Below are 25,795 nucleotides of genomic sequence, written 5' to 3' on the forward strand. Positions count from 1 at the left end.
CATGAAAGCCAGCGCCGGAGAGGTCTATACAGTCTACAACCAATATCTGAAACGCTACACCGCCTGCCAGGTGGCCTATATTGCGCCGCCGGACACGGTGAGCAAAGAATCTTGGGCGGTGGTCCTCTCCCTGGATTGGGTGGGCGACGCCCCTCTAACCGCGGACGAACTGCCCCATCTCCGCCCGCTCTACAAGGACTTCATGTACTGGTCCCGCGACCTCCACCTGCTGCGGGTGCCGATGGAGGTCCCGCCCCAGTATAAACTGGTGGGCACACTTCCGCCCTTCACCGACCAGCCCTGCCGCTCCTACGGAGGCTGGAGTGACGGCTATGATGTGTATCTCCAGATCCGGTGGCAGGCCATTCCGGAGGAACGGCGGCGGGCCTTCAAGGAGGCTATGGACAGTGACGAGCAAACGGAGATCGGCGGTATCCAGCTGAAGGTCAACAGTCATCGGGTGATGGACCAGTACGCACCATTCGATTCGGCGCAGGAACTAAAGGCGCTGCCTTGCCTCTCCACCCTCATCTGCGAGCGGTGGCACCCGGATCTGCTGGAGTTTTTGCGGGGAAACCCCTTTGTTGATGAAGTGACTTTGCTAAACCACGGTCAAAGAACACTGGATCTGCGGGGCACCAGCATCAGAAAGCTGATGCTGGACATGACAGGGCTGGAGGAACTGTGGCTGGGTGAGGACACAGAGCAGCTCCTGTTCCAGAACAAGGGGCCGGACACCTGTACCATCCATGCCCCCGAAGATGGCGGCAATTTGACCCTCCAATTTATCGAGGAATACCGCCCGCACACGGAACTGCCGAACCTATGGGGGCTGCATGGCATCCAGCTGAAGGACTTTGATCTGACCGGGCTGGCTGCTGTCCATCCCCACCTGAAGGAACTGCGGCTCTGGGGAGCACCGGGAAACCTGGGGAACTTCTCAGCCGTGGAAGGATTCCGGGAACTGACGAATCTCTCCACCTTCGACCTGTTCGGTTTCGGGGCGGACGACATCCCCACCCCGGAGCAGCTGCCGGAGCTTCGCTGGTTCTGGATGACCAGCCTGCCGGAGACGGCAGCAAAAGCGGCAAAGCAGCTCTGGAAAAGGAAGCCGGGCATGGACCTGCGGATCACCAAGCCTCGGAAACCGGAATGGCTGGCGCAAAACCTGGACAATCCCTTCCGAGGCTGGGACGGCGCAGAGCATATCCCCGCCTCCGCTGCGAAAAAGGCAGCCAACCAATATCGCAAGACCCGTTCTCAGCTGATGAAGCTGGCCGCTGAGCCGGGCGAGAATGCCCAGACCCAGGCTCTGGACGCGGTGGCAGCCTACACTCATACCTTCAACAAGATGGGCTTCATCGAAACCGAGGAGCGGGATGAGATTTATATGGCCCTGCGGGGTATTCTGGATGCTCTGCCGGGCGATACGCTCCAGGAAGACGCCCTGATTGATAAATTTGATGGGCTTCGTGATTTTTGATGCATCCATAAAATGTGAGCTCTGCTATTAGGAGGTACAGAAAATGAAACACTCTAAAATTCTTTTTCCTGCGATATCTCTGGCGGCTCTCCTCTTTTTTGGGGCCTGTAACAGCAAAACCACTTCCTCCCCTGCTTCGGAACTTTACAGTCATGGCCTTGCACTGGTATCTGAAATGAACGAAGCAATCCAAAGCGAAGCCTGGGTTTCCCTCTTTACAGGCGACCCCGCTGTGAGAGAAATTTTGTCAAACGCTGGCCAGGGGGACTTCTCCCAGCCCAAAGCTGTCTATGAAATCCAATTTTCCGACCAGGCCGTTACCAGCCTTACCGGCCAGGCCGATCTGACCGGCTTTCCTGAATCTTTGCAGAAGCGCATCTATGCCGCCATCCAGAGCGCCGCAGCCAACCAGATCAATGCCCTGGACGGTGCAGAAACCCTGGCCGCCGCCAGCATCTGTACCGTTTCGGACACCTTTGTCTGCGACGGCCTGACTGAAAACACCCTCTACCTCTACACCTATGAAAATGCCGCCCCAGTCATGGTTTCCTTTGTGGTCGGACAGGACGATGCCGTATTGGCCACCGGTGTTCCGATTCTCTCTGACAGCTTCTCCCCTGACTCCCCCGAAAACGTCCAACTGTTCCTGGAAGGCTTTGGGGCACAGGTCAGCGAAATCACCATTCCAGACTAAAATGCACATTGTCTGGAACTTTATAGGACTTCAAACATGATACAATGTTCTCAGAAGAAAGGCTGCGCTATATGAGCCGCATTGTTGACGAACCCTATTTCACCCATAGCGTTTACAGCGCTTTCACCACCGGCATCCAAGTGAAATGCCCCAAGTGCCACGGCGCAGGTGTGGTGACAGCGGATGAGGATAACGCCTATTTTCGCTGCCTAAGCTGCGGCCACCGGATGACGCAGGATCGGACGGTCTACCGCTACGATGTCCATAACCAGTGCAAAAACTGCGGAAGATACTACCGGGCGGATATTGAAGATGCGGCAAAACAGCACTTTTCCGTCCTCCATGTGGCCTGCCCCTATTGCGGGGCATCCATGCCAGGCGAGGTACACAAAACAGCAAAGGCTTTCTCCTACGCCTCTGAGATCAAGGATGGGAAGGACCCCTGGTTTGGCCTGGAACTGTGGTATTTGACCTCCTTCCAGGGTAAGCCGGTCTGGGCCCTCAACCAGGAGCATCTTGCGTATCTGATCGGCTATCTCAGCGCCGACCTGCGGGAAAAGCCATCTGGAAACCAGAAAAAGACCCAGGCCGACCATCTCCCCACCTTCATGAAAACCGCAAAGAACCGGGAGCGGATCGTGAAGCTGCTGAAGAAACTGCAAGAGAAATGAGGAAAACAATATGGCACTACAAGACAAGAAAATCATGCCTCCCCCTTGGCTGGCCCACCGGGAGATCGAGCGATACTCCATTGGCTGGCGCATGGGCTATGGGGAGGATTACATAGACCGATTTGGCGATTGGCTGGATACCCTCTCCCCGGAGGAGCGTACGGAATATCGCGCCCTCTTTCCCGAGCCGGTGACCTGGAAAGGCTGGTGGGATGACGAGGACAGCAGCAAGGTGCTGGAGCATGGTGACTTCTTGGTGGATGTGTGGCAGCCGGAGGGCCAGCCCAAGTACACCCGCCAGTGGCTCCAGCAGGAGTTTGCCGCGGGGAAAACGCGAAAGCTGTGCCTGTTCTGGGGACATCAGCCTTCTGAAGACGGCCAGCTGACAAAAAGCTGCCTCAGCCAGTGGTGGATGGAGGACTTCTATACGACGGCTGACTCCTACCTCTGTATGGAGCAGTATATGATGGCGGGCAAGGCGGAGCTCTTTAGTGATAATGAAATCCGGGAGCAGATATTGAAATGTAGCGACCCTAAACAAATCAAGGCCCTGGGCCGCAAGGTGCGGGGCTTTGACCAGAAAGTATGGGACAAGTTCAAATACGCCATCGTGCTGCTTGGCAACTGGCACAAATTCAGCCAGAACCGGGAGCTGCGAGAGTTTCTGCTTTCCACCGGAGATAGTGTGCTGGTGGAGGCCAGCCCCTATGATAACATCTGGGGCATTCGCCTCCCGGCCAGCTCTCCCGAGGCCCAGGACCCCATAAAATGGCGGGGACAAAACCTGCTGGGCTTTGCGCTGATGGAAGTGCGGGACGAGCTGCGCCGGGTGACAGAAAACGAAATGCTTTGCGATTGGAGCAGTGTATGGGAAACATGAAACTCTACGAACTGGTCAACTTTTACCACATCGACACCGACTTAACCTGTGCCGAAGCTATGTTCCGGGCCTGCAACGAATACTACGGCCTCCATTTATCCGAGGAAACCCGCAAGATGTTCTCGGTAATGGGCATCGGGATGCAGACGGAAGTGTCCTGCTGCGGGGCTTTTACGGTGGCCGTGGGAATCATCGGTCTGATGACCGCCAAGGAAGGCCATACCGACGTGGACAATATGGAGGGATACCAGCTTATCTCGGAGCTGACCCTGTTCATGTTGAACCAATACGAAACCCTCCAGTGTGCCGGGCTGCAACGCCTGGAAATTCCAGGCTACAAACGCCCCTGCCACGCCATTGTGGAGGCGCTGGCCAAAAAGCTGGAGGAACTGCTGGCGGGCCGCAGGCTCTTCCGCCCGGAAAACGGAGGCCAACTGAGCTCCTGATGTGCCGGAAAGAGAGGGATTGCATGAAGGACTTTTGCCAATACGGAAATCGCCAGGATGATGAATGGGAGATTCTGCCCTGGATACCTGATCCGCGCCCGCCTTTCAAAATCTGGGTGAAGCCGGAGCAGATCGCGCCATTCTTTCTCATTCCCCACCACCCCTATGCAATCTCCCTTCTGCTGAAAATCAATGACGGATTCCGGGTCGAAGAATTCTGCCGGCTGGGACTGACCGGCAGCAGCGGAGACTGGGAACGGCTGGTCCGGGGCGTGATCCGGGAGTTCGAGGAAAACAATAGCGGTGAGGATCTGTTTCACTTCGACTCCGACGAAGATGTGTTCTGCGTGTACTCCCAATACATCGATGATTTGATGCTACTGTCCAAAATGATCCGGGCGGCCTGTGACAATGAAAAAACGATGGGGACTTATCTCGGTATAGGTGAGGTGGAACATGAGAAATAAAGATCAGGAGTTTGCATGGCGAAAAGTAATAGAAGCCTGCATGGAGGATGTAAAACACCACTTCGATGACATCCAGCAGGCCATTGAGTTTGGCTACTACATCCAGCCGGACAACTACTTTGTGTCCTACATCTTTGCCACAGACTCGCAATTAGAGACGGCGCAGCAGAGCGGCCTGACAGAACAGATCAATTCCTATCACAGAAAGCAGCTGATAAAGCGTCATTACCCCATTGAGGGAATCAAGGACTGCACCTTTGCCTCACAGGAGGAATGTGACCGGGAATTTGGCGGGAATTGGTATTACTATTTCAAATGATACGATGAGGGGATCGAAATGATCGAGTACATCAAGCTCCTTTGGGAGGGCGCACCAGAGGGAGAACCACCGGTCATCCTCTATGAAGTGGATACCGAAAATGAGCGGTTGGCTCGTCGCTCCATCGACATCTTTGCGGATAGCCACACCCGCAACATCCCGGACCTTTATGATGGTGTGATAGAGGTATTGCCCATTCCAACCGCGGAAGAATTCAATGCCCATATCTGGGGCGAGGAATTCCACGCCTGTGTAATAGAGAAAGCAGAATTTGAGGCCATCTGGGAAACTCATACCTATGATGGAGCGTTAAAGTAGACAGGAGGAGACTCTATGAACAAACCTAAAAAAGCCAAAAATCTGCCGCTGTTCCCCATCATTGACTTGGACCAGCTGCGCCGGGGAAACCATCTGGAGGGCACAGAAGTCACAGACTTTTTCACGGCAAGGGATGGAAAAGTCTATCTTCTCATGGAACAGCCGTCCGAAACACAGGGGAAGGACTGGCTCAGTACCCCTTCCACCTATACCGCAGTGGAAATCCAGCTGGATTGGGCGGAACAGCGGGTGCTGGAAACGACGCTGTTTCCTCTTGGCCGTTTGAAATTCCAGTTTCATTATTTGCGGCCTGTAGGCGAACACTTCCTCCTGCTGGGAGCAAGGTGTGCCTATCGGGAAAACGGCCCCGACAAGAACGCCTGGATTGTCAGCCGGGATGGAGCTGTGCTGTCCCGTTTCTGCCTGGGGGATGGCATTCAAGACTGTGTGGTAAAAAAAGATGGCACCATCATTACCAGCTACTTTGACGAAGGTGTATTTGGTAATTACGGTTGGGATGAACCTCTGGGTGCTTGCGGCCTGATTGCATGGACATCGGAGGGAACTCCTCTCTGGAAGAATGAGAAGTATTCCATCTATGACTGCTATGCCATCAGCCTGGACGAAGAAGAAAACCTGTGGTTCTATTATTACGATGAATTCCAGCTGGTGCGGACGACCTTCAAAGAGGATCTTGTGTTTGAACTGCCAATCGAAGGAAGCGGAGCTTTTTCTGTTGCCCCGTCTGGTGATACTTTTCTGTTTCAGGGCGGGTATCAGAAACATAACAAATTCTACTTCCTTACCGCTCATGGTGATCGCCTTGAGCAAAAGCGGGAGGCTATTCCCACCTGTGATGGAAACAAAGTCGCTGTGGAGCAGTGCAGCCTGCTTTGCAGCCAGATGCTGTTCCTCGGGAAAAACGGCGTTCTCTATGGCGGGGTACTTGGTAAAAGCGAGGAATAACAATGGTTGAGATCAATCGTGTCTGGCTCAATGTAGATACAGACACCAACAAAATCACACTATTCAGCCGCCCCCGTGTATCCATCCGTGTGGATGAGTACATTTGGAGCTTGATCGAAGAACATATCGTGAAGCTCCATAAGCTCATGCGCAGTGAAAAGCATAGATATCAGCTGAAAATTGCCTTTGACCGATTTGATCCGGTGCGGCACCGATATTATCCGCTTTCCCCGTACAACGGGCCGCTTCGGGAAGGCGTCAAGCCGGACAGCGCAAACGGATGGTATCCCCGTGAGGACTTTGCAGGCTCTGAGGAACGCACCACCTGGTTCTCTCCTGATAAAATCTGGACAAACTGCGGCAACAAGGTTCTGGATGTGAATGTTGATGCCGCCAATGTGAGCGAGAGTATCACCCCCAGAGAATACGCAGACTTGCTGTTCGATGGGATTGGGGCAGCATTGGTGTTTAACTTCAAAAGGCTCAAGCGCGAGGAGTTTGATGGGCTGAAACCCAAGATCGACTGGAGCATGGTAGAGATTTTTCCCTTTCCCGCACCCTTTGAGGAGCAACGATACATTGGGGACGAGGGCAAAATTTATATGTATTCCTGGGATGGCCGGCAGGAAACGAACCTTGTAGGCCCTTATTCTGTGCGGGATTTATATCTGGAGCATTTCGGAAAATAGTTGGGAGGAATCTGATGAAACAGACAGATATTTATACTGAGGCTCTGATCTGTCTGCGCTCAATCCTTCAGGCAGACCATCCGGAATTCAAGAACTGGATCGACTGGTTGGAGCGGGACATTCAGGACTGGAATCAGCGGCGGGAGGTTGCCCATCATCTTCGGGCATACGGTGGTATGGGCTCATTCAATGATCTGCCCAGTATGCGCGGAAATCACGACTACATTTTTGACTTTCTAAAGTCTGTGTGCTATGCCTTCGGCCATCTTTATGGCAAACGGGAAGGCATTTCGCCAGAGGCATTGATGGCGGAGTGCCTCCACGATGTAGAGCAGGCAGCCTATCACCCCCATAAGGCACTGAACCAAGCCATTGCCCAACACTTGATGCAGGGCGATCTACAGGAGAATCTGGATAGGCTGTAGGAGGACTTGCTATGAACGAAAGACTATTTCGCACCCAATTCAATCAAATGGAAACCACCGAGAAGCAGGCGCTGATGGAAAGCCTTGCTGCTCGTTATAATATGACTTTTCTCGGCCTGCATACCTTTGACCGCTGGGGCCAGAGCTGCACCACCGGTATATTTGAGAAAGATGGCCGGGAGTATGTTTTCGTTCCCGGCGATACCGTCACCCTGGGCTGGGAACGGTTTGCGGTTGGGCTGGATCAAGACAGCCGAGAGGAACTGGACTATCTGTTCCAGGAATGGGAGATGGAACAGGACCCAGAGGAGATGATCCGGGAAAGCATGGCTCCCGTTCGGCAGGCAGCCATTGGCCCCATGCTGGTGGGCCGAAAGCTGGAAGAACTCTGCTGGGAGCAGGTCACAATGGACGATCCCAGGCTGACCGCCCATCCTGACTGGCTGAAGAAGTTCCGGGAGTTTGCCTGGAGTGACCTTGACAGCCTTACCTTGCACCAGTCAACACGCATTGAGCGGACGGAAAAGGGCTTTCAGATCTGCATTTATAATCCTACAGACTATGAAACGCTCCTTGCCAGTCTGGAAAAGCAGGGGCTTTCGCTGCCTACGGCGGACGAGTGGGCCTATCTGTGCGGCGGTGGGTGCCGCACCCTATTCCCCTGGGGAGATGGAATGGACTACTCCATGCACCTGCACCATTTTGAAAGCCCGGAGGATGAGGACAAGCCCATTGATATGGAGGAGCCCAACTTCTTTGGTCTGTCCATCGCCTATGACCCCTATATGCGGGAGGTCGTGAAGGCCGAGCAGTTTACCACCTGCGGCGGTGATGGCGGGCGCAGCATCTGCGGCGGACTTGGAATTTTCCTCGGTTTCCTGCCCTGTTCGCCGCACTGCAAGCCGGAAGTGCAGGAGGACAAGGAACTGAACGGCGACTATGACTTCTACCGGCCCATTATCCGGGTGGAGTTAATTTGAGAATGCGGAGGACAACATGAGAGAAAGAACGCCCGATCTCACAAAGATCAGCAAGTATATAAGTTTGATCCTTCGGCACAAGCCGGAGGTCATTGGAATCAAGTTGGATGCCCACGGCTGGGCGGATGTCAATGCGCTGCTGGCAGGCATCAGCAAGAAGTACCCCATCAATCGGGACATCTTGCAGGAAATCATGCGGAGTGATGAAAAGCAGCGGTATTCCTTCAGCGAGGACGGAACCAAAATCCGGGCCAACCAGGGACACTCCATTCAGGTAGATGTGGAACTGACCCTAACCGAACCGCATGAAACGCTCTACCACGGAACAGCCCAGCGGTTTGCCGCCTCCATTGAGGCCCAGGGACTGCTTCCCCAAAGCCGCCTGTATGTCCATCTGTCCCCTGATCCCGAAACTGCCGAAAAAGTAGGTCGGCGGCACGGAGAACCCGTAATCTATCTGGTGGCCGCAGGTCAGATGTACCGGGATGGATATCGCTTTTATTTATCCGCCAATGGAGTGTGGCTGACAAAGGTGGTCCCTGCTCCGTACCTGAAACGCTTAGAGGAGTGAATACCATGCGTACTGCGTATGGTACAGACAAGGTGAACAACACACTCCGTCTTCTTTAAGAAAGAAAAAAGTATTTGGAGAACGACAAAATAAAATTTGAGCTGGAGACTAAGAGCTAATATGACAGATATTCACGACTTAGTGCCAAAAAACAAATTTGATAGTTCAAATATAGAGAGGCTAAAACACCTTACTGACAATGAGATTGAGCCGATTACCCTCTCTTTTGGAGTGGATACAGGACTGTAATTGGCCTGTCGCTGGTGTTATTTTGTCGGTGCTCGCTTTACACCAATCAGCCCTTGTCCCTTTAATTCATAGAGTTTTAAGTCCATATGAAAAAGACGACATATGGAAGTATTGGATTATCACCTGTCTGGCACCTCTCTTTTCCGATGAGAGCATAAATTGTATTCTCTCGGATATACAGAGGATTGCAAAAAGTCCTACACAGGGCGAATTAAGAGAAGAAGTACATGAAGCCGCTGTTACCTTCTTGCAGAACAGACTATCAAAAACAGGTGGGTAATTTTCCATTTATCGTGGAGACAGCAAAGGCAACCGAGCCAGCAACGGTCAAGAGGAACTGCACATTTCATGAGCCACCGCTGACAGCCTCGCCTGTCTTTGCTGATGGGCAATCAAGCCGGTCTTTCGGCAGGTCGAGAACATCGCGGAAGAAAATTTGAATACTTTATTGCGGGGACATACTGGCCGTGCCTTTACCAGCCAAAATCCAATCAGAAGCAATCGCAACAAAAAAACAGTGATTTTATGGCCTAAATATGATAAAATGTCACAAAAGGAGGTTGAGTCATGGATGTCGTGAAACTGCCCAAGAAAGTCCGTATGATCTGCTATGAGATTATGGACGGCAAAGAAGAAGCCCTGGACGCCCTGGAATCCTTTGCCGGTAAATATCCCCATCAGGTAGCAGCGGTCAAGACCGAGGTTGCCTACTTCAACATGGACTATGAAAAGGCTCTGGCCTTGGATCTGACCATTCTCCCCTGGCTGGAGGAGTGGTATTACAGCAATGTGAGCGATGAACACATGATTGCCATGACGGTGGCCGCCATCCAGCTCCATCGGGAGCAGGAGCTGATCGAGGCACTGACCAAGGAACAGGAACGTATCCGGGCTGAGAATGGCCTCCCCCAGCGGGACCGTTTCTGTGACATCCTGATAGACTACCTCAAGCGGGGCGTTATGCCCTTTGCGGACAACGACAAGAACTATCCCTACCATGAACCGGAGGAACCGCAGACAAAGGAGCAGCTCTGGGCAAAGCTGGCAGGGCAGAATAAAAAGCTCTCGCCGGACGATCCAGACGCCAAACGGAAGCTGTATAACCACTGCTGCATGTTCGGAACTGCCAGAGATGCCGTAGCTCTCTTTGAGGAGATTCAGGGCGTACCCCTGGCGGACTCTTCCTATCGGGATGCCATCGCCCGCTATCTCTATCTGGGCGAGCATGAAAAAGCTCTCCAGACAGCAGAGCGGTTGGCAACATCGCGGCTGTGGGCGGTTGCCGGGCCAACACAGGTACGCCCCATGTCCTTCTTTGAGGACCCGAACCTACGGGAGTTTTTGCTGGAGCCGGAATCTCTCCGGCGTATCCGGGAAGCCGCTTTCGTAGATGATGGGAGCCTAATCCGCAAGTAAAATGCCTGGGAACGGAGGATCAGCATGAGCAAGGAGCTGGAACTGTACAAAGCATTCATTGACGGACTTGTGGAGCGGAAAGACAGCATCACCGCCCGGTGGGTCAAGGGTGATGGCTTTCCCAAGACGGAGGATAACAAGACGAAGAATGATCTTCTCGCCGCACTGAGCCAGGAGCAGAAAGGTGTGTTGGCTGAGATGCTTCAGGACGAACATATTGCGGGTATCCACGATACCCTTGCATATATCAATGAGATGATGGATCTGGAGGGGCTGGAGCTTCATCAGGACGGTGAATCCTATCCCAACGATTGTTTTGAGAGCCTGCACTATGACTTCATCAGCCGTTGTGACGGAGATGAGTGGCCGGAATAAAAGGAGGTGGAACGAGTGTATATCAAAAAATACTGGGGCAACTACATCGGCGGCTCGGATGACAGTCTGAACCTTGTGGACTTTTTGGCCGACCAGAAGAAGGAGGAAATCCCCCTCAGCGAGATTTTTGCCAAAATCGGACTGGACAAGCAAAACTGGGACTTCCACCAGACCGCAGAGTATCTGGAATTCACCCATTCCAGCGGCGTGGAGATGGACTTTCACTTCGCCATTGATGTGGTCACCGATCTGGCTGCCATCCTGCTGGAGTGCAGCGTCAGCGGCAGTGTGAACCTCCACGATCTGGACGAGTACAACGCCCCTTCCCGCCGTATCCGCATCACCGCCACGCCAGAGGAACACAACGCCATGAACAAGGCCCTGGCGGATTTTGCTCAAAATCCTCTGGCCTATGACCTCAGTGAGATGATGAGCGGCGAGGAAATCCAGGAGATGGCTCGGGATGTTGAGGCGCTGCGGAAGGAATTGTACGAGGCCGCTGGACGCAACCGGGACTACCATGTGAAGGCAGAGGACATGAAGAATCTGCTCCCCGACTGGTCAGGAGCCAGTGGCTGCATTGCCACCAATCGCATCACGGTGGAGGGCTGCAAGGTTGGCTACTGCTACCGGGAGAAGCCGGACGGCGACTGGGACAGCGGCTGGCGCTTCACCGCCGGTGACGAGAGCGACGCTTACATGGATGACCCCAACAATGCCGGTATTTACGGCCTCAACACCATCTGCAACGATGACCCCGATATTATCCCCTTGCTGAACACCCCCGCCCCCTGCGCCTTTGAGCGGGACGGGAATGGTGCGTTTCAGCCAATCGAAGACTGGAAACCAGAACAGGACGAGGAGGACCCGGATATGGATATTTTGCAGCAGTGTCAGAAGTGGCATGAGAAAGACCAGCACCAGAAGATCGTTGACGCCCTGACCGCCCTTCCCGAGACAGAGCGTACCCCGGAGACCGACATGGAGCTGGCCCGGGCCTACAACAATCTGGCAGTCCCCGGCGAGCCGGAGGGAAGAAAGCTGCTTCATCAGGCATTGGAACTGATGCAGTCCCACGAGGAGGAACAGGGAGACACTTATTCCTGGAATTTCCGCATGGGGTATGCCTATTATTATCTGGACCAGGAGGGCCGTGCCCTGCGGTATTTTGAAAAAGCTCTGGAACTGCATCCCGGTGATGATCCGAAACTCAACACCCGACAAGACATTGAGGAACTGATCGACTCATGCAAGAAGGGCATTTCCCTGCCGCAGTTTTTGGAGTGCTTCCGGGAGCGGACAGAATCTGCATGGAAAGACTTTGCCCGGCAGGAAGCCCAGCTGCGCCGGATGATGGACGAGGACAAGGACCACACCCGGGGCCAGGAGCTGGTGGACCGGGTGGAAGGGATTCTGAATCAGACGTTTGACGAGATCTCCTTCGAGATGGGTGTGGGCGGCGAGAAGTACGAGCTGATCCTCACCCCGGAGGGGGACAAGGTCAAGCTGTTTGAGCTGATCTATTTCCAGAAGCATGCCCCTAAGGAGGTGCTGGAGCACTGGAACATCCTTGTGGGCCGTCAGCCCATCCGAACCATCGGCCTTCGCACCGACGATGGCTGGGACATTTCCGGGGAGGATGTGCAGATCTGGCTGGAGGAACAGGGCAAAAACAGCTTCGCCCTCTCTGTCTACTGTGAAAAGCTGCTGCCTATGCTCCAGGAGGCGGAGGGTCGGGTATGGTGGATGCTCACCACCCTCACCGATCAGGTGCTGGGCGAGATTCCCCACATGAGATACATAGACAGCTTTGATGTGCTGGAGGAACCCAAGGCGGAGCAGTCATTCCTCCTGTCCCAGCTGCCGGACAAGCTGAAGGAAAAGGGAGCGAATCTTTCCACTGACCCGGAAGCCTATCTGGAGAGCTATCTTGGCTACCAAATGGAACCCAACAAGGACCCGGAAGCCGACTGGCGGTTGGATGTGATGGTCGGCTCCACCTGCTGCCCGGCCCTCATCAACGGCTATCTGAACGCTGACAACGACTTTATGGATGACCTCCATGCCGACGGCGCGGTGGCCGGCTTCTTCTGCTATCCTTTGGATACCCTGCGGGAGGAGGAAGGAACGGATAAGATCTTTGACTTCCGGGATAAACTGGAGCAAGTGTTTGCCGCCGGGGACGGCCCCGAGGTGCTCACCCTCATCGGCGGAGCTACCGGTCTTTTCTGCGGCTATGTAGACTTCATCGCCTGGGACCTCCAGGCGGCACTGCAAATGGCCAAAGCCTTCTTTGCGGACAGCGATGTTCCCTGGGCCAGCTTCCACACCTTCCGCCGTGAAGCAGGCACGGTGAACGTGAAAACGCCGCCCGAGGAGGAGCCGGACGATGAGGATCAGATCCCTGAGCTGGACGAGACGCTGACGGGTATGGACTATATCCCCTACACCCCGGAGAATGAGGAAGAATTCTTCCAGCAGCTGGAACAATGGAACGACGAGGACGAGTACACCCGCTGCATCCAGGCACTGAACGCCATCCCGGAGGACTTGCGGAACTACCGCATCGTCTATGCCATGGCCCGGGCGCTGGAAAACTACGCAGTTTTGGGCGACCATCAGGAGGAACCGCCCTACTACAAGGCAGAAAAAGCCTTGCTCCGAGCCATTGCATTGCTGGAATCGGTTCGGGAGGAAGGCCAGGACAAGGCCCAGTGGAATATGCGGATGGCTTATGGATATCAGTATCTCTACGCTCAGGAGGAAAAGGCCATCCCCTACGCCCAGCGGTGGGCGGAGCTGGACCCTGAGGACAAGGATGCCCCGGCTGTCATCCGGCAGTGCCAGGAGGAAATCGACAGGCGGGCCGAGGATGAGGATGGGAGCGACCACAAAGGTGTCTTTACCGGCTTTGTGCTGCTGTCCAAGGGAGAATGGGACAAGGCTCAGTTCATCCGGGACATGAAGGAAAAGTGGGACATCACCGTGGATGAATACGACGCCAGCGAAGAAAAAGACGATGACGCCCTGGTGTTTGAAGTGGGCGATATGCTGGGTGCCGTCAGCCTGTCCACCTCTCCTATCCCCGGCGGCGAGGCCGAGGCCAACGCAGAAAACAACTATATGTGGGAGGATGCGGTCAAGATCGCCAGGGAGCACCGCGCCCACATCATGGTGGCGGTTCTGGGCAAAGAGAAAGACCTGCTGGAGAAAGGCAAGCTGTTCACCAAGATGTTAGCCGCCTGCTGCCGTCAGAAATACGCCACCGGCGTCTACACCAGCGGCGTGGTGTTTGAGCCACGGTTCTATGAGGGCTTTGCCGATATGCTGAAGGAGGACGAGCTGCCCATCTTCAACTGGATCTGGTTCGGCCTGTACCGGAACGAAAACGGCATGAACGGCTATACTTACGGCATGGATGTGTTCGGCAAGGACGAGATGGAAGTGCTGGGCACCGACGCCAACCCCAACCAGCTGCGGGACTTCCTGGCCAGCCTTGTCTCCTATGTTCTGGAAAACGATGTGGAGCTCCATGATGGAGAAACCATCGGCTTTGCGGCAGACGATAAACACGCCATCACCCGCAGCCCGGGGGTCTCTCTGCCCGAGGATCAGATGACCCTGAAAATCTCCTGGGAACCGTCGGAGGGCGGCCCGGACGGAGAAGGCTCTCAGGACGAGACGTCCGGTGTTCCCGAGGTCTACACCGAGGAGGAGATGGAGATCGTCGAGGGACACATCCAACAGCATTTCGGTGCATTCGAGCACGTGTTCCACGAGCTGGCCTCCCCGGACATCCATGTGGACATCTGCGTGGTGCCGCCCTCTAAGGAGCGGAACTATTACACCCTGGTCACCATGGGTATGGGTGCCCATCGGATGAATGTGCCGGAGGAACTGGCGGAATACAAGCTGAAACGGGCGGAACTCGCCATTGCTCTGCCAAAGGACTGGAAGCTGAAGCACGAGGACCTGAAAAACGAGCGTTGGTACTGGCCCATTCGCCTGCTGAAAGACCTGGCCCGCCTGCCCATCACCTGCGACACCTGGCTGGGCTGGGGCCACACCACAGACAACCAAGAGCCCTATGCCAATAACACGCAGCTTTGCGCCGCCATCCTGACCGGCCCCCAGGGCACCGAGGATGGCAGCGAAGTCTGCCCCTTGCCAAACGGCGAGGAGGTCAACTTCTACCAGGTAATCCCCCTCTACCGGGATGAGATGGATTTCAAACTGGCCCACGACGCGGATGCTCTGCTGGATAAGATGGAGGGCATCTCGTTTGTGGTAAATCCCAACCGCCAGGATGCTATCACTCGGGGCACCATGGGCAACGTGGAGATCGACGGCGGCGTGGTCGAGATGGACGATGCAGCATGGCACCTGGAAACCATTCAAGAGAAGCACCTGCCGGTGGATGAGATCAACGTATACAATCACATGGCCATTTATCTGCGCTGGTGCATGGAAAATGACCTGATGGGCGAAGAATTCCTTGAAGAATACGGCGAGATCGTCTATCAGGTTCAGACAGACCCGGGCAGTGTAGACCTGCGGGAGTTTATCCGGGATGAACTGGACGGGCAACTGGTCGGCCCGATGTTCAACAAACGGGGCCGAGCATTTGCTTCCTATTATTATGGTGCGTATTCCAATGGTCAGGAAACGCCCTTCTTCCCCAGTGACATCGACGATTACGCCATTGGGGTCATCGGCCAGGAGCGCAATTACTCCGACGAGATCCAGGATGAAGCCTATCTGTTCATCCCCTTTGACGAGAACTACTACCAGGCTATGGCCAAAGTCATCGACCGGCGGTTTGAAAACTGGCAGGGGCAGGACTTCGACGAGGATACGCTGGAACCTTCTGATACAGCCCGGGCCATTATGGAGTATCTGGACTGTGAATGTACCTATTTCCCCTCCATGAAGGACGATGACCCCATCATGGCAGCTTACAGTTATGCCAAGCGGGACAGCGCCCACGAAGGCTTTGTGCCGGTGCTCATTAAGGCGGATGACGAAACGCTATTGGAGTGTCTGGTAATGAACGCCGACCCGGAACATGATGCGGACATTTACGAATTCGACCTCAAGACCGTAACGGAGTATCGGAAGAAGATGCTGGCCGCCCCCATCCTGGACGGCAAAACCGTTCTGGAAGAACAAATCGCCCAGCGCCGGGAGGAAGCCGAAGACGATGATATGGACTGGGAGGAAGATATCCTGGGTGAGATGGAGGGCGGCTATGAGAATAACCGTATCTCCTGCTACTGGGATTCCGACACCGATATGACCCATCCTCTCATTCTGGCGAAAATTCCGGTCAAGAATCCCTGGGAGATCTTCGCCTACCTGCCCTTCGGAAACTGGAACGAGTGCCCCGACACACCCCAGCTGATGGCTGCGGCCAAATACTGGTTCGAGCGGTACGGCGCGGTGCCCGGGGCCATGAGCCATGACGAGCTGGAGTTTGCCCTCCCCGCCCCCGTCCCCAAAGAGAAGGCCATTGAGACAGCAGCGGAGCTGTATGGCTTCTGCCCCGATGTCATCGACCAGGGGCCGGAGGATGCCACCCTGGGCGCTTTGGCCGATGTGCTGCGGCAGTCCACCGTCTGGTATCTCTGGTGGGATTGATGTGGGAGGTGCCCTGGCAAGCAATGCAAATCAAAACACTGACCATTCAACTGAATGATGAACAACTGCCCATCCTTCCAGTGGAACCGGAAGCCCACCTCTCCTTTACCACTCATGCTGATGGAAATGAATTGGAGCTAACGGGAAACCGGGCGGGGCTGCTTCTCTTGGCGAAAGCCGCTTTGGGTATGGCAGAAACTCTTCGCGGGGATGGATTCCACATCCATCTGGATGACCTGTATAGCATCAACTCCGAGGGAAAAAGCATCCTGATCCGAAAGGAGGAACGGTCAAAACCATGATTGAAAAAACCTTCCTCAACCCCGTCACAAACAAACAGTGGCGGATTGAAATTGACGGACATATCATCCGAACTTGCCTGAATGGCGGGAAGGTCAAAGAGATCCTGTGCGACTCCCCCTTCCAGGTCAAGAGCAAGGCAGCCAGCGCCATGATGGGCCAGATGCGGAAAGGATTCATCTATCACAATCCAGACGCCGCCGTTGGACAGACGCGGTGCCATCGGTTTGTCGGCAAGGACAGCAACGGCTTCATGCCCCTGGCTGCCGCTCTCACACGAGATGACTTCTTCCTGACGAGGATAGCCGGAGATTTTGAGGACGAGATCCTCTACCACTTCGATGGCAGCGGGGAGATCCTTGAAATGGTCTCTCTGGGTGCCAAGCGGATGACCTATGAGCAGGTTCTCTGCCCCAATGATACTCTGCTGCTGAACAACAGCTACCGTTTGGAGCAGTTCTCACTCCGCACCCAAGAGATCACGCCCTTCGCCAACAAGAAAAACGGCATGAAAACCATGCTGGATGCCAGCGGCGACCTGGCCCTGTGGTACACAGGCGAGGAGATTGTCGTCTTTGACTTTGGCTGCAATACAGAGGTATGGCGGGAGACCTTGAAATGCAAGAAGTCAAAAGACCCGAATTTTGCCTATTACTGTTTCGGGATGCTGTCTCCTCAGCAGAGCAAAGCGGCCTACCGCGTCACTGAGGGTGAGTATATCCTGGTCGATTTGAAGTCCACCCAAAAAGTAGTGATTCCCAATACGGGCTGGCATCCCTTTTTCTCACCGGATGACCAGTGCTTCTCGGTGGGCGGCAAGTTTTATCTGACCCAAACCGGAGAGGAGACGGACAATCCATTCCCCTTCCCTGTCCGGCAGGGGCTGAGTTTTTCAGACACCTGCATGGTGCGGACAAACGGCAGCCTGATGGCTGTTCAGCAGGAGCGTGGCAGCTCCCCCATAGAAGTATGGGATACCGGCAGCGGCCAGCTGCTGGCCACCATTGATGATCCCTTTGTAGTACGGCAGGTGAATTTTGCCTTTACCAAGAGTGGGCTTGTCCTGCACACCGATTACGGGGCCATGAGCATCTATTTCTGCGCCCTCTGAAACGGAGGCGGACGAAGTGGCGTATGCTGATTTAAAGAATAAACTTGATGAGTATAACTGGGATGACGGGTTCGAAGTCCCAAGAACAATCCTCGCTGACCCGGATTGCGATTTGGCATTGGCGTTGGAGATTTTCTATTTGGCCGGCGGGTACGAATACTTGGAAAAATCAGCGAGAAAAACTAAGCTGCAAAAGTGGAATCCATTTATTACCGTTCTGTATGAGGACATCTTAAACAACAGATTTCCCAAGATGGACGCATCGTTTGAAATTCCATTAAGCAAGGTGCAGAAGTATAACCTGCGGAAAAAGGGAGCTGCAGAAATCTTTCTTACGGACTTATAGTTTTTCATTTATTAGGGAGAACCGCACCTATGGACAAAGAATCATTGACTGCAAAACTCCTGGATTTGGTTGAGGGGCGGGAAACGCCCGAAAGCTGGCGGAACTGGTGGGACGAGCACGAGTTGGAGCTGGAAGCCCTGCTGAGTCGGGGCGAATTTCTGAAGCTGAAGCCCTGCCGACACGGCTTTCAGTGGATCCCGGTGTTTGGCAGCCAAAAGGGAGCCATCGCCATTCTGGAAAAGAGCGGCACCGCATTTGAGGCCAGCAATCTCTACCAGGAGCGGTATCTGGCGGAACTGGACGCGTTCTGCAAGGAGCAGAAAAAAGTACAGCGGGAAAAACAAAAGGAATTCAAGGCCAACAACCCGGAGCTGTTTGCCCGCTACCCCAAGTTCTCTAAGGCACTGGCAAAGGTGCTTGACCCCTCTGACGAGATCAAGCCCGCCGCCACGGAGGAACAGATCAGGAATCAGGAAAGAGCACTGAGCTTTACTCTTCCGGCCCAGGTGCGGGCATTCTTCCTGCTGACCGCCGGCATCCAGGTATCCACAGGCGTGACCCTTTCCCTTTCCAGGATGTTTGATCTGACCATTCATGGAGAGCGGTATTGTGTGCTGGGCGAGTTCTGGAAAGAAGCAGACGGCGACCTGCTCCTGCTTCGCCCCGGAGAGGAAACCATCTGGTATTACGCCCACGAGCAGGATAAAGTAAAGCGCCTGTGCAATGACATGACAGAGCTGCTGGAGAAAAAACTGGCGTGGTATCTCAATGCGCATTGATTTAGGCCGCGCTGTAAAGAAGTGAAAGAAGGTAGCAACATGGAGAAGAAGGATTTCCCCAAGGGAACCAAGCCCCGCGAGATCTTCGTCTACACCTGTGAGCGAATCGCGGAGCCATTGATTCCGCTGGGCTACAAATACCGCAAGAGTAAAAATGACATCTACAAAAAAGACGGTATCTTTGTGTTCTCCTTTTACTTTTCCCCTTCCATCCGCTTTGGCTCCACCACCTTTACTGCCTTCTTTGATGTGAGTTCCCCGGTGATTGCCCAATGGCGCAGTGAGCAGCAAGGGCCGGAGGAGGCTTATGACGGTATCGTGGGCACCTCCATCGCCCGGCTGACTTGCCGGTATGATGACTTCCCCCCGCTATGAGGTATCTACTCTGCTGGAGCGGGAACGCTCCATCCAGGAGATTTCGGGACAGATTCAGGACTATGCTCTGCCCTTCTTTGCCCAGTTTTCCGATCTGCCAAAGCTGCTGGATGATGTGGAACGAGAGGGGTTCTTTCCCCATCGGAAGGGATTCGATGTCCCAAAGCGGAATCGGGAGTTCATTGAATGTTTCCGGGAGTATCTCCAAAAGCAGTGCGATGCAGCAGAGAGGAAATAAGCCTATGTCAAACAGCCGAGTATCCACTTGGAGCGGAATCCGCAACAAGCTCGAGAATGACTACCTGTGCCCGGCGCTCAGGGGCCGCATCCAGTATTTTGCCACCAGTTACAGCAAAAGCGCTGACCATGAGGGCCGGGCAGCCATTCGACTGGACGGCGTGGAAGTGCTGCGGAGCAACTACTACACCTATTTTGAGAATGTGTGGACGAAATTTCATCATTTGCGGTCCACAACGCTGAAAGATTGCGACTCCGCAAAAGAGGCCATCAACCAGGCTCATGCCTTTGCGCTGAAGCAGGGCACCTTTGACCAAAAGGTGTTCTATGAGGCGTTTGGTATCTTTGACAACCAAAGCATCGAGAAAAGCCTTGTCAGCGAGAACCCCCTTGTCCGCATTTTTGCCCTTCTTGACCGCAGGCTGGGAAAGCGCCGCCTGCTGGCTTTGGAGGAATCCATGGAGCAGGAGCTGGACTGGGTACGGGCCTTCTATGTGATTCGGATACAGGCAGAAGGGCTGATGGAAGCGAATAACATATAGGAGGAACTGCCATGTCACAGATCGCATCCTTTTATCTTCTCAAAGACGGCCAGCGGCAGGAACTTTCCAACGGCGACTGCTCCGGCGCAGTCTATATGGCCATCTGGGACTGGTGCGAGTACGAACTGGGCCTGGATGTTCGCTTCCCTGCCCCTCAGACGGAAGACACCTTGGACTGCGTTCTGCTGGAGGGAGAGCTGGCGTCTAATGTGCTGGCAACTCTGCGGGAGCAGAACCTCCCAGAGCTGGCCGCTGAAATTGCCCCGGATTGGGATCTGCCCACCGAGGCGGTGCAAAGCGGGCTTGAAACGCTGCGCTCCCATCTGGAACTGGTAAGGGGCGACGCTGCCCTGCTGTATGAAATGTTATAAGAATGGGGGAATACCATGCTGGCAAAGCGGTTTGAACACATTCTACATAATCTGGGCATGGCTGGACTGGAACACCCTCTGTTGTACAATGCGCCGGTAGGCATTCGGTTTGAGATCGGCGGGGAGGAACCAATCTATCTGGACAGGAGTGCGGCAAAGCTGAAAACCAACCCCGCCTATGTTCAGGGGGCGCTGGACCGGGCCGCCGCGATCTATCGGGCACTTCCGGCGGTGCCGGACCTTCTGTGAATCGACGGGTATCCCAATGAAGAACCGGCCGAGTCCCTGCTGACCGTTATCCGGCAGCGAACGGGACTCCCGATTCCCAATGAGCAACTTCCGACCATAGAGCTGGACGAAGATGGGGATACCCATGCACAAGTGCAGTTTTACTGGGATCTCAGCGGGATTACCTTTCAGCCGGAGCAACTTTTGCAGGAGATCATTCTGGGATATATCGGAGGCTGGAGCGGCTTTGTGTCCAGCGTCTATCTGACAGGGCCTGGACCGTTCCTCTACCACCTGTACGATGACCGGGGGCTGGATGTGCTGGGCAGTTCCAGAGAACTGCTTTTGCCGCTTTACCATCAATTTCATGGCTGGATCTTGGAGTATAATCTGGAGCAGATCGACCGGGTATTTACAGCGGAGCAACCACAGCGGCAGAAGTTCACCATCGATGGTCGCCGCTTTTCTAACATGGCCAGTTTTTATGACGAAGTGGAGCGGGTATTTACCTTCGGTTTGGACTGGAAGATTGGTCGGAACCTGAACGCCTTCAACGATATTCTCCGGGGCGGTTTCGGGCGGCATGAGTATGGACAACCCATCCACATCCAGTGGCTGGCCTATGAAAAAAGCGTCCGTAATCTCGGGAAAGAAACTATGGACGCCTTCGTGGAAATCATTTTGGATACGGACCATTCCGGGCACGACTGTACCCTGGAACGGCTTTGAGCAAACAAAAACAGAGGAACCCTTAGAGTGGGAATAAGAGGTAAAATTCATGTGGGAGAAGCAAATGTATGAGCTGCTTGATAAACTGAGCCAAATCAATTACGAAGAACTCAATATAGACAATTTCTTAGATCAAAGAGACAATGATCCTTTTGACAGCGAATGGGTCAGGGTTTATCATGCTCTCGAAGAACTGAAAAAAGGAAAAACGGTTGCTGATACCCGAGAAATAGAGAAGAAAGCATACATCACCGTCTACGAAAAAACGGAGAATGCTGAGTTGGCCGGGTACATCTCTGACGACTTTGGACTGATTGCAGATAGCAAACGGCTGAACTACTCGGACGAATGGCTGGACAAGCTAATTTCCTGCTATGAAAAAGCAAGGATACCTTGCGGGGAACTTTGAAGGAGGCATCGCAATGGGACTTGATCTTTACGCCGGAACTTTAACCCGGTACTATTCTCACAACTGGAAAACCATCACGCAGCAATGGGCGGAGGAAAATGGATGGAGCTTTCAAAAAATCACGCCGGATGGAGAGGCAGCTGATAACGAGGAAGAACTGTCCCCTGCTGAAATCCAGGCGGCGGTAGAGAACTGGCGGGATCAGATCTTGAGCGCCATTTCTCAGCCAGACAAGCCCCCCTATGCTCCCTGGCCGGAGGATAACGAGAAGCCCTATTACACCGACAAGCCGGACTGGGATGCCTTCGGCGCAATGCTGCTGGTGGCCGCCTGCCATACATACAAGGAACCGGTGCCCCCCACCGTGGAGAAAGACTGGGACTTCATGGAAAACCCTATGATCGCCCGTCTTGCGGGAGATAACGAACAGGTATGGTCCCTGTTCCGCGGGGTTACCTGGTGGCTGCCTCTGGCGGACGCATTCTTCTTCCAGGCACCTCTGCCCACCGATAACACCGCCGCCATCGCCACAGTGGGCGGACTGCGGAAGGAGCTGGAGAAGCTGAACCAGCTGGCGTGGCAGGCCGACGAGGATACCATCCTGGCTTGGGCAGACACGGAGGGATACCCGATAGACGGAGCCATAGAAGCAGATGGACACTACAGCAAGGCGGAGATCCCGGAACACACACAGTATGACACCCAATCCCTGGCCAAGTTTGCCTTCTCCATGTTCTGGCGGGCCATGCGGTTTGCCGAAGATCAGCAGGTGCCCATCCTGCTTGATTACTAAGGAGGACTTTTATGGGATATGATGTAACTTTTCACCCGATCTCGCCAGAGGAAATACGGGAATGGTATCTTACTCCCCTAACCTGGATACGGCAGGGACAGGAGGAAAAGGTTCTGGCCCTTGCCGCGCAGCATGGAATCGAAGTTTTCTATGCGGAGAAATATCTGGATACCCTGCGGGTTGGTGCCGAGACAGAACCGGACGAGCTGTTTGACAAGAGCCACGGCTTTTATATTGCGGTGGTCCAGGGCTTTTTCCGGGACTACTATTACACCAGAGGGAGCAGCTTTTCCTTTCTGATGGAGGAGAAGCCGGAATATGCCCGGTACTTCACCCCGTGGGCGCAGGTGGTGCCGGCTGTCCTGCCCAACCCGGCAAAAAATCAGATCCTTGAAAACTACTGCTCCGGCGTGTATCTGTCTCCCAATCAGGTTTTACAGCTTCTCCGAGATCTGGAGCAGGAACCAAAGGTGCTGGAAGATCTGGAGAAACATTGGAGCGACGGGCAGTTTGCTGTCCTGAAAAAAGCGCTTGCTGCTGCGGCAGAACTGGGCGCCGGCCTGCTGGAAGCCACCGAGGTTGTGGAGCCCAACCCCCTCCGACCGAATGAAAGTACAAGTTACTCCAACCTGTTCCACTGCGACCGTGATGGGGTGTATCTCTATATCGACATGGCCATGAAACAGATCGCCCAAGCAATGGCGCAAAACAAGGACGACCCGTGAAGGCAGAAGTTGAATTCCAGAAAAAGTTTTGCCAGGAGGTGGAGACTATGGAACAAAAACGCCCGGCAGATATATTTCAGGAGCTTCTGGACCACCTGTGGAACGGCCTGGGGCTGGAGGAAAAGGGCTGGAAGCGGCTGAAAAAAGGCGACTTCAAAAAGAAAACAAAAAACGGGCTGACCTATCAGATCTGGTTTGACCGGAGCCACTACAACTACATAGACTACGAAATCGGCCATGGAAATGTGGAGGTGGGCTTCAGCTGTATCATAAAGCAGGGAGATGACTACCTCTACTCTTTCAGAATTGTACCCACAACAGGCGGTTCATTCTTTCGGATGCTGACAGAGGACCTGCGGCTGAACACCGGGCTGCTGGACACCTTTCTGCCTCTGGTCAAAGCCAACTACCTCGACTTCATCGACCGCTTCGAGGCAGACCCCGTGGAGGCATTACAGCCGGTCTGCGCCCCCTTCACCGAGGCGGAGGACTACAGCTGGTTCATCTATGTGCGGGAGCAGATGGTGGAACGGTACGGAACGGCGGAGCAGATGGAGGAGTACCGCCGTCAGGCAGAATTGCGCGGAACGCCGGAGTGCAAGGCGAAGACCCATACCGGAAAGCTGCTGTTCTACCAGTCCCATGCCAAGGATGTGGATCATGCCTGGGCCTCAAGCCGCACCAGAGAGGAACTGGATCAGGTGTTGGAACCCTTTGTGCAGGCCAAGCGGCAGGCAGGACAGTGGACGCAGGAGGATGAGGCGGGCTATCATCTCTACCGGCAGGAGACAGACCCAGAGAAGCGCACCTTTCGGGCCTGGTATCTCATCGCCAATCCCCAAGGCCTGCCGAAAGAGTTTGTCCAGAGAGAGCTGGAGTTCCGGTGGAAGCTGTTCGCTAACAGACCGAAAGAAGGAAAATGAACGAAATGAACGGTATAATTGTTCTGATTTGCGGTTTTCTGCTTCTCATGGCCATAAAACTGCTGATAGAACGCAATTTCATTGGACTGATCCTGTTTTGCGTGGCTCTTTTTTTAGTTTTTGGAGTAACTCCACACACAAAGTAGTGATTGTCCATTGCCGCATGATCTACTGCTATAAGGAGGAAATCGAATGAGCAATAAAGTGTTCCAACAAAACCTGGATGACAAAAAAGGCCCCCAGCCCGGGGGACCTTACCTCATTCAAATGCTGTTCAAAGAGCCAGTGCCCATGCTGGACAAGGAAAGCATGACTGCTGTAATGGAAAAGCACATCGGCGGAGTGGAGTGTTTCAGTTACGATAAGAAAATGGCGGGCTTTGCCGCCCTGGACCATATCGCGGAATTTCAGGATGGCAAATGCCCGGTGCAGCTGATGGTAATGAAATGCGACAAGTTCAAGGGAAAAGGCTTTGACGCTTTTCTGATGAGCCAGATGTGGGACTGCCAGGAGGACCGGGACCGGATCTTCCGGGAGTGCCGATATCAGGTGATCGCTACCGATATGCTGGCGGCTGCCCTTCCAGCTTTGGAACGGGCCAATCTGGACGCTGACTTCTTGGACGCTCTGGCGGAACTGTACCCTACCTGTGAGGCGTTCTATTTCCAGAACTGTGGCAAACTATTTCTGGCAGAGGATGTACGCTCCCACCAGATCGAAGGGCCGGACCGGTTCATACGATTCGGGGTGAATGTGCGTTTCTTTAACATCCAGGGCACCGAGGATATGCTGATCGACACCCTGGGCATGAGCACACTCTATCTGCCGGACCTGCAATATCACTTCCACGACATGGACCCCAACTGGGTGGTCAATCACGCTTACAACTTGGCCTCTTACATCCTGGCCAACGACAATCCCATTCAGGACGGCGAAACGGTGGATGGCGTCGAGGATGGGCAGATGAGCCGGAATCTGCAATGGAAGTGCCGGTACGAGGACGCTTTGATTCAGCCGCCCAGAGCTGTGCTGGATATTCATATGGGAACTTTTGCTTCGGGCGGGCGATAATCGAAGCTGTCGTGATGAACTTTAACAGAAATCCGACCGGGAATTTTCCTATACCGTTTCTGCAAACCGGCCAATATGTATTAGTTCTCCGTTTCCTGAAATTTGTCCGGGCCTTTCGTTTTTACAGCTGCATTACGGAGGAAGTTACGAATGGGATCATACCTAGAGCAACCCCATAAAATATCAACAATAACCGGCACAAGCAAACCAGTTACGACAGTCCGAAGAAGTAACGGCAGCAAACGCCTGGTATAAAGCAAGGTCCAAGTC

General features: G+C 54.1%; 32 protein-coding genes. 31 read left to right on the forward strand and 1 reads right to left on the reverse strand.

Features of this window, described 5'->3' with window-relative positions; all coding sequences use genetic code 11:
• Nucleotide 1: 1 nt before the first annotated feature.
• The 31 genes from B5F27_RS09800 (at nucleotide 2) to B5F27_RS09945 (ending at nucleotide 25,525) form a co-directional block, all read left to right on the forward strand.
• Entirely contained in the window at nucleotides 2–1,483 is a 1,482-nt protein-coding gene (locus B5F27_RS09800) for a hypothetical protein (protein WP_087367045.1), read from the forward strand.
• Nucleotides 1,484–1,715: 232 nt separating this feature from the next.
• Complete coding sequence (locus B5F27_RS09805) at nucleotides 1,716–2,177, forward strand: hypothetical protein (RefSeq protein ID WP_087367048.1); 462 nt, start codon at nucleotides 1,716–1,718, stop codon at nucleotides 2,175–2,177.
• Between the two features lie 71 nt (nucleotides 2,178–2,248).
• Nucleotides 2,249–2,848, forward strand: a complete 600-nt coding sequence (locus B5F27_RS09810; protein WP_087367050.1) for a hypothetical protein — start codon at nucleotides 2,249–2,251, stop codon at nucleotides 2,846–2,848.
• 10 nt (nucleotides 2,849–2,858) lie between these two features.
• On the forward strand, nucleotides 2,859–3,728 hold the full coding sequence (locus tag B5F27_RS09815) for an NADAR family protein (protein WP_087367053.1): 870 nt from the start codon (nucleotides 2,859–2,861) through the stop codon (nucleotides 3,726–3,728).
• Nucleotides 3,716–4,174 (forward strand): C-GCAxxG-C-C family protein, encoded by a 459-nt coding sequence (locus tag B5F27_RS09820; protein WP_242962149.1) that lies wholly within the window; start codon nucleotides 3,716–3,718, stop codon nucleotides 4,172–4,174. Before B5F27_RS09815 ends, B5F27_RS09820 begins: the two co-directional genes overlap by 13 nt.
• Before the next feature lie 23 nt (nucleotides 4,175–4,197).
• Nucleotides 4,198–4,641, forward strand: coding sequence for an Imm51 family immunity protein (locus tag B5F27_RS09825; protein ID WP_087367056.1), 444 nt, complete (start codon nucleotides 4,198–4,200; stop codon nucleotides 4,639–4,641).
• Nucleotides 4,631–4,960, forward strand: a complete 330-nt coding sequence (locus B5F27_RS09830) for a hypothetical protein (protein WP_087367059.1) — start codon at nucleotides 4,631–4,633, stop codon at nucleotides 4,958–4,960. The genes B5F27_RS09825 and B5F27_RS09830 overlap by 11 nt, the downstream gene beginning before the upstream one ends.
• An 18-nt stretch (nucleotides 4,961–4,978) precedes the next feature.
• The gene (locus B5F27_RS09835; RefSeq protein WP_087367062.1) at nucleotides 4,979–5,278 is read left to right on the forward strand and encodes a hypothetical protein; all 300 of its coding nucleotides are present in this window, start codon (nucleotides 4,979–4,981) and stop codon (nucleotides 5,276–5,278) included.
• A 15-nt stretch (nucleotides 5,279–5,293) separates the two neighbouring features.
• On the forward strand, nucleotides 5,294–6,244 hold the full coding sequence (locus B5F27_RS09840; RefSeq protein WP_087367065.1) for a hypothetical protein: 951 nt from the start codon (nucleotides 5,294–5,296) through the stop codon (nucleotides 6,242–6,244).
• A 2-nt stretch (nucleotides 6,245–6,246) separates the two neighbouring features.
• A complete protein-coding gene (locus B5F27_RS09845; RefSeq protein WP_087367068.1) occupies nucleotides 6,247–6,933 on the forward strand; it encodes a hypothetical protein in 687 nt (228 codons plus the stop codon).
• 14 nt (nucleotides 6,934–6,947) lie between these two features.
• Entirely contained in the window at nucleotides 6,948–7,358 is a 411-nt protein-coding gene (locus tag B5F27_RS09850; RefSeq protein ID WP_087367071.1) for a hypothetical protein, read from the forward strand.
• A gap of 11 nt (nucleotides 7,359–7,369) precedes the next feature.
• Nucleotides 7,370–8,338 (forward strand): hypothetical protein, encoded by a 969-nt coding sequence (locus B5F27_RS09855; RefSeq protein ID WP_087367074.1) that lies wholly within the window; start codon nucleotides 7,370–7,372, stop codon nucleotides 8,336–8,338.
• A 16-nt stretch (nucleotides 8,339–8,354) separates the two neighbouring features.
• Nucleotides 8,355–8,909: an RNA 2'-phosphotransferase gene (locus B5F27_RS09860; RefSeq protein ID WP_087367077.1), complete on the forward strand. Its 555-nt coding sequence runs from the start codon at nucleotides 8,355–8,357 to the stop codon at nucleotides 8,907–8,909.
• 816 nt (nucleotides 8,910–9,725) lie between these two features.
• Complete coding sequence (locus B5F27_RS09870; protein WP_087367080.1) at nucleotides 9,726–10,574, forward strand: hypothetical protein; 849 nt, start codon at nucleotides 9,726–9,728, stop codon at nucleotides 10,572–10,574.
• Nucleotides 10,575–10,598: 24 nt separating this feature from the next.
• Nucleotides 10,599–10,949 (forward strand): DUF6547 family protein, encoded by a 351-nt coding sequence (locus B5F27_RS09875; protein WP_087367083.1) that lies wholly within the window; start codon nucleotides 10,599–10,601, stop codon nucleotides 10,947–10,949.
• A gap of 15 nt (nucleotides 10,950–10,964) precedes the next feature.
• Nucleotides 10,965–16,586: a DUF2185 domain-containing protein gene (locus B5F27_RS09880; RefSeq protein ID WP_087367086.1), complete on the forward strand. Its 5,622-nt coding sequence runs from the start codon at nucleotides 10,965–10,967 to the stop codon at nucleotides 16,584–16,586.
• Nucleotides 16,587–16,609: 23 nt separating this feature from the next.
• The gene (locus tag B5F27_RS09885; RefSeq protein WP_087247087.1) at nucleotides 16,610–16,888 is read left to right on the forward strand and encodes a hypothetical protein; all 279 of its coding nucleotides are present in this window, start codon (nucleotides 16,610–16,612) and stop codon (nucleotides 16,886–16,888) included.
• Complete coding sequence (locus B5F27_RS09890) at nucleotides 16,885–17,997, forward strand: hypothetical protein (protein ID WP_087367089.1); 1,113 nt, start codon at nucleotides 16,885–16,887, stop codon at nucleotides 17,995–17,997. Before B5F27_RS09885 ends, B5F27_RS09890 begins: the two co-directional genes overlap by 4 nt.
• A 16-nt stretch (nucleotides 17,998–18,013) precedes the next feature.
• The gene (locus B5F27_RS09895; RefSeq protein WP_087367092.1) at nucleotides 18,014–18,343 is read left to right on the forward strand and encodes a DUF4274 domain-containing protein; all 330 of its coding nucleotides are present in this window, start codon (nucleotides 18,014–18,016) and stop codon (nucleotides 18,341–18,343) included.
• Between the two features lie 29 nt (nucleotides 18,344–18,372).
• Nucleotides 18,373–19,122 (forward strand): SMI1/KNR4 family protein, encoded by a 750-nt coding sequence (locus B5F27_RS09900; RefSeq protein ID WP_087367095.1) that lies wholly within the window; start codon nucleotides 18,373–18,375, stop codon nucleotides 19,120–19,122.
• 39 nt (nucleotides 19,123–19,161) lie between these two features.
• Nucleotides 19,162–19,497 carry a DUF4304 domain-containing protein gene (locus B5F27_RS17250; protein WP_242962151.1) on the forward strand — a complete coding sequence of 112 codons (336 nt, stop codon included), beginning with the start codon at nucleotides 19,162–19,164 and terminating at the stop codon, nucleotides 19,495–19,497.
• Nucleotides 19,475–19,735 carry a hypothetical protein gene (locus tag B5F27_RS17255; RefSeq protein WP_242962152.1) on the forward strand — a complete coding sequence of 87 codons (261 nt, stop codon included), beginning with the start codon at nucleotides 19,475–19,477 and terminating at the stop codon, nucleotides 19,733–19,735. The genes B5F27_RS17250 and B5F27_RS17255 overlap by 23 nt, the downstream gene beginning before the upstream one ends.
• Before the next feature lie 4 nt (nucleotides 19,736–19,739).
• Nucleotides 19,740–20,276 carry a hypothetical protein gene (locus B5F27_RS09910; RefSeq protein ID WP_087367098.1) on the forward strand — a complete coding sequence of 179 codons (537 nt, stop codon included), beginning with the start codon at nucleotides 19,740–19,742 and terminating at the stop codon, nucleotides 20,274–20,276.
• 11 nt (nucleotides 20,277–20,287) lie between these two features.
• A complete protein-coding gene (locus tag B5F27_RS09915) occupies nucleotides 20,288–20,647 on the forward strand; it encodes a hypothetical protein (protein ID WP_087367101.1) in 360 nt (119 codons plus the stop codon).
• A 15-nt stretch (nucleotides 20,648–20,662) separates the two neighbouring features.
• Nucleotides 20,663–20,896 carry a hypothetical protein gene (locus B5F27_RS17260; protein WP_242962153.1) on the forward strand — a complete coding sequence of 78 codons (234 nt, stop codon included), beginning with the start codon at nucleotides 20,663–20,665 and terminating at the stop codon, nucleotides 20,894–20,896.
• Nucleotides 20,897–21,079: 183 nt separating this feature from the next.
• Entirely contained in the window at nucleotides 21,080–21,604 is a 525-nt protein-coding gene (locus B5F27_RS17265; RefSeq protein WP_242962154.1) for a DUF3885 domain-containing protein, read from the forward strand.
• A gap of 49 nt (nucleotides 21,605–21,653) precedes the next feature.
• Nucleotides 21,654–22,013, forward strand: coding sequence for a hypothetical protein (locus tag B5F27_RS09925; RefSeq protein ID WP_087367104.1), 360 nt, complete (start codon nucleotides 21,654–21,656; stop codon nucleotides 22,011–22,013).
• Between the two features lie 13 nt (nucleotides 22,014–22,026).
• Nucleotides 22,027–22,806, forward strand: coding sequence for a hypothetical protein (locus B5F27_RS09930; RefSeq protein WP_087367107.1), 780 nt, complete (start codon nucleotides 22,027–22,029; stop codon nucleotides 22,804–22,806).
• Between the two features lie 11 nt (nucleotides 22,807–22,817).
• Nucleotides 22,818–23,531 (forward strand): hypothetical protein, encoded by a 714-nt coding sequence (locus B5F27_RS09935; protein WP_087367110.1) that lies wholly within the window; start codon nucleotides 22,818–22,820, stop codon nucleotides 23,529–23,531.
• 47 nt (nucleotides 23,532–23,578) lie between these two features.
• Nucleotides 23,579–24,454 carry a spondin gene (locus tag B5F27_RS09940; RefSeq protein WP_087323548.1) on the forward strand — a complete coding sequence of 292 codons (876 nt, stop codon included), beginning with the start codon at nucleotides 23,579–23,581 and terminating at the stop codon, nucleotides 24,452–24,454.
• Between the two features lie 192 nt (nucleotides 24,455–24,646).
• Nucleotides 24,647–25,525 carry a DUF4261 domain-containing protein gene (locus B5F27_RS09945; RefSeq protein ID WP_087367113.1) on the forward strand — a complete coding sequence of 293 codons (879 nt, stop codon included), beginning with the start codon at nucleotides 24,647–24,649 and terminating at the stop codon, nucleotides 25,523–25,525.
• An 80-nt stretch (nucleotides 25,526–25,605) separates the two neighbouring features.
• Here B5F27_RS09945 and B5F27_RS16995 read toward each other — a convergent pair.
• Nucleotides 25,606–25,795 (reverse strand): hypothetical protein (locus B5F27_RS16995; RefSeq protein WP_206423001.1); only part of this gene is annotated, 190 nt, incomplete at its 5' end.

The organism is Faecalibacterium sp. An192 (assembly GCF_002160175.1).
Taxonomy (GTDB): Bacteria; Bacillota; Clostridia; order Oscillospirales; family Ruminococcaceae; genus Faecalibacterium.

What these genes read in the sequence shown, in the direction of transcription:
- B5F27_RS09800 (WP_087367045.1), top strand. Translation starts at nt 2, where the DNA reads ATGAAAGCCAGCGCCGGAGAGGTCTATACAGTCTACAACCAATATCTG.
- B5F27_RS09810 (WP_087367050.1), top strand. Translation starts at nt 2,249, where the DNA reads ATGAGCCGCATTGTTGACGAACCCTATTTCACCCATAGCGTTTACAGC.
- B5F27_RS09815 (WP_087367053.1), top strand. Translation starts at nt 2,859, where the DNA reads ATGGCACTACAAGACAAGAAAATCATGCCTCCCCCTTGGCTGGCCCAC.
- B5F27_RS09820 (WP_242962149.1), top strand. Translation starts at nt 3,716, where the DNA reads ATGGGAAACATGAAACTCTACGAACTGGTCAACTTTTACCACATCGAC.
- B5F27_RS09825 (WP_087367056.1), top strand. Translation starts at nt 4,198, where the DNA reads ATGAAGGACTTTTGCCAATACGGAAATCGCCAGGATGATGAATGGGAG.
- B5F27_RS09830 (WP_087367059.1), top strand. Translation starts at nt 4,631, where the DNA reads ATGAGAAATAAAGATCAGGAGTTTGCATGGCGAAAAGTAATAGAAGCC.
- B5F27_RS09835 (WP_087367062.1), top strand. Translation starts at nt 4,979, where the DNA reads ATGATCGAGTACATCAAGCTCCTTTGGGAGGGCGCACCAGAGGGAGAA.
- B5F27_RS09840 (WP_087367065.1), top strand. Translation starts at nt 5,294, where the DNA reads ATGAACAAACCTAAAAAAGCCAAAAATCTGCCGCTGTTCCCCATCATT.
- B5F27_RS09845 (WP_087367068.1), top strand. Translation starts at nt 6,247, where the DNA reads ATGGTTGAGATCAATCGTGTCTGGCTCAATGTAGATACAGACACCAAC.
- B5F27_RS09850 (WP_087367071.1), top strand. Translation starts at nt 6,948, where the DNA reads ATGAAACAGACAGATATTTATACTGAGGCTCTGATCTGTCTGCGCTCA.
- B5F27_RS09855 (WP_087367074.1), top strand. Translation starts at nt 7,370, where the DNA reads ATGAACGAAAGACTATTTCGCACCCAATTCAATCAAATGGAAACCACC.
- B5F27_RS09860 (WP_087367077.1), top strand. Translation starts at nt 8,355, where the DNA reads ATGAGAGAAAGAACGCCCGATCTCACAAAGATCAGCAAGTATATAAGT.
- B5F27_RS09870 (WP_087367080.1), top strand. Translation starts at nt 9,726, where the DNA reads ATGGATGTCGTGAAACTGCCCAAGAAAGTCCGTATGATCTGCTATGAG.
- B5F27_RS09875 (WP_087367083.1), top strand. Translation starts at nt 10,599, where the DNA reads ATGAGCAAGGAGCTGGAACTGTACAAAGCATTCATTGACGGACTTGTG.
- B5F27_RS09885 (WP_087247087.1), top strand. Translation starts at nt 16,610, where the DNA reads ATGCAAATCAAAACACTGACCATTCAACTGAATGATGAACAACTGCCC.
- B5F27_RS09890 (WP_087367089.1), top strand. Translation starts at nt 16,885, where the DNA reads ATGATTGAAAAAACCTTCCTCAACCCCGTCACAAACAAACAGTGGCGG.
- B5F27_RS09900 (WP_087367095.1), top strand. Translation starts at nt 18,373, where the DNA reads ATGGACAAAGAATCATTGACTGCAAAACTCCTGGATTTGGTTGAGGGG.
- B5F27_RS17250 (WP_242962151.1), top strand. Translation starts at nt 19,162, where the DNA reads ATGGAGAAGAAGGATTTCCCCAAGGGAACCAAGCCCCGCGAGATCTTC.
- B5F27_RS17255 (WP_242962152.1), top strand. Translation starts at nt 19,475, where the DNA reads ATGATGACTTCCCCCCGCTATGAGGTATCTACTCTGCTGGAGCGGGAA.
- B5F27_RS09910 (WP_087367098.1), top strand. Translation starts at nt 19,740, where the DNA reads ATGTCAAACAGCCGAGTATCCACTTGGAGCGGAATCCGCAACAAGCTC.
- B5F27_RS09915 (WP_087367101.1), top strand. Translation starts at nt 20,288, where the DNA reads ATGTCACAGATCGCATCCTTTTATCTTCTCAAAGACGGCCAGCGGCAG.
- B5F27_RS17260 (WP_242962153.1), top strand. Translation starts at nt 20,663, where the DNA reads ATGCTGGCAAAGCGGTTTGAACACATTCTACATAATCTGGGCATGGCT.
- B5F27_RS09925 (WP_087367104.1), top strand. Translation starts at nt 21,654, where the DNA reads ATGTGGGAGAAGCAAATGTATGAGCTGCTTGATAAACTGAGCCAAATC.
- B5F27_RS09930 (WP_087367107.1), top strand. Translation starts at nt 22,027, where the DNA reads ATGGGACTTGATCTTTACGCCGGAACTTTAACCCGGTACTATTCTCAC.
- B5F27_RS09935 (WP_087367110.1), top strand. Translation starts at nt 22,818, where the DNA reads ATGGGATATGATGTAACTTTTCACCCGATCTCGCCAGAGGAAATACGG.
- B5F27_RS09940 (WP_087323548.1), top strand. Translation starts at nt 23,579, where the DNA reads ATGGAACAAAAACGCCCGGCAGATATATTTCAGGAGCTTCTGGACCAC.
- B5F27_RS09945 (WP_087367113.1), top strand. Translation starts at nt 24,647, where the DNA reads ATGAGCAATAAAGTGTTCCAACAAAACCTGGATGACAAAAAAGGCCCC.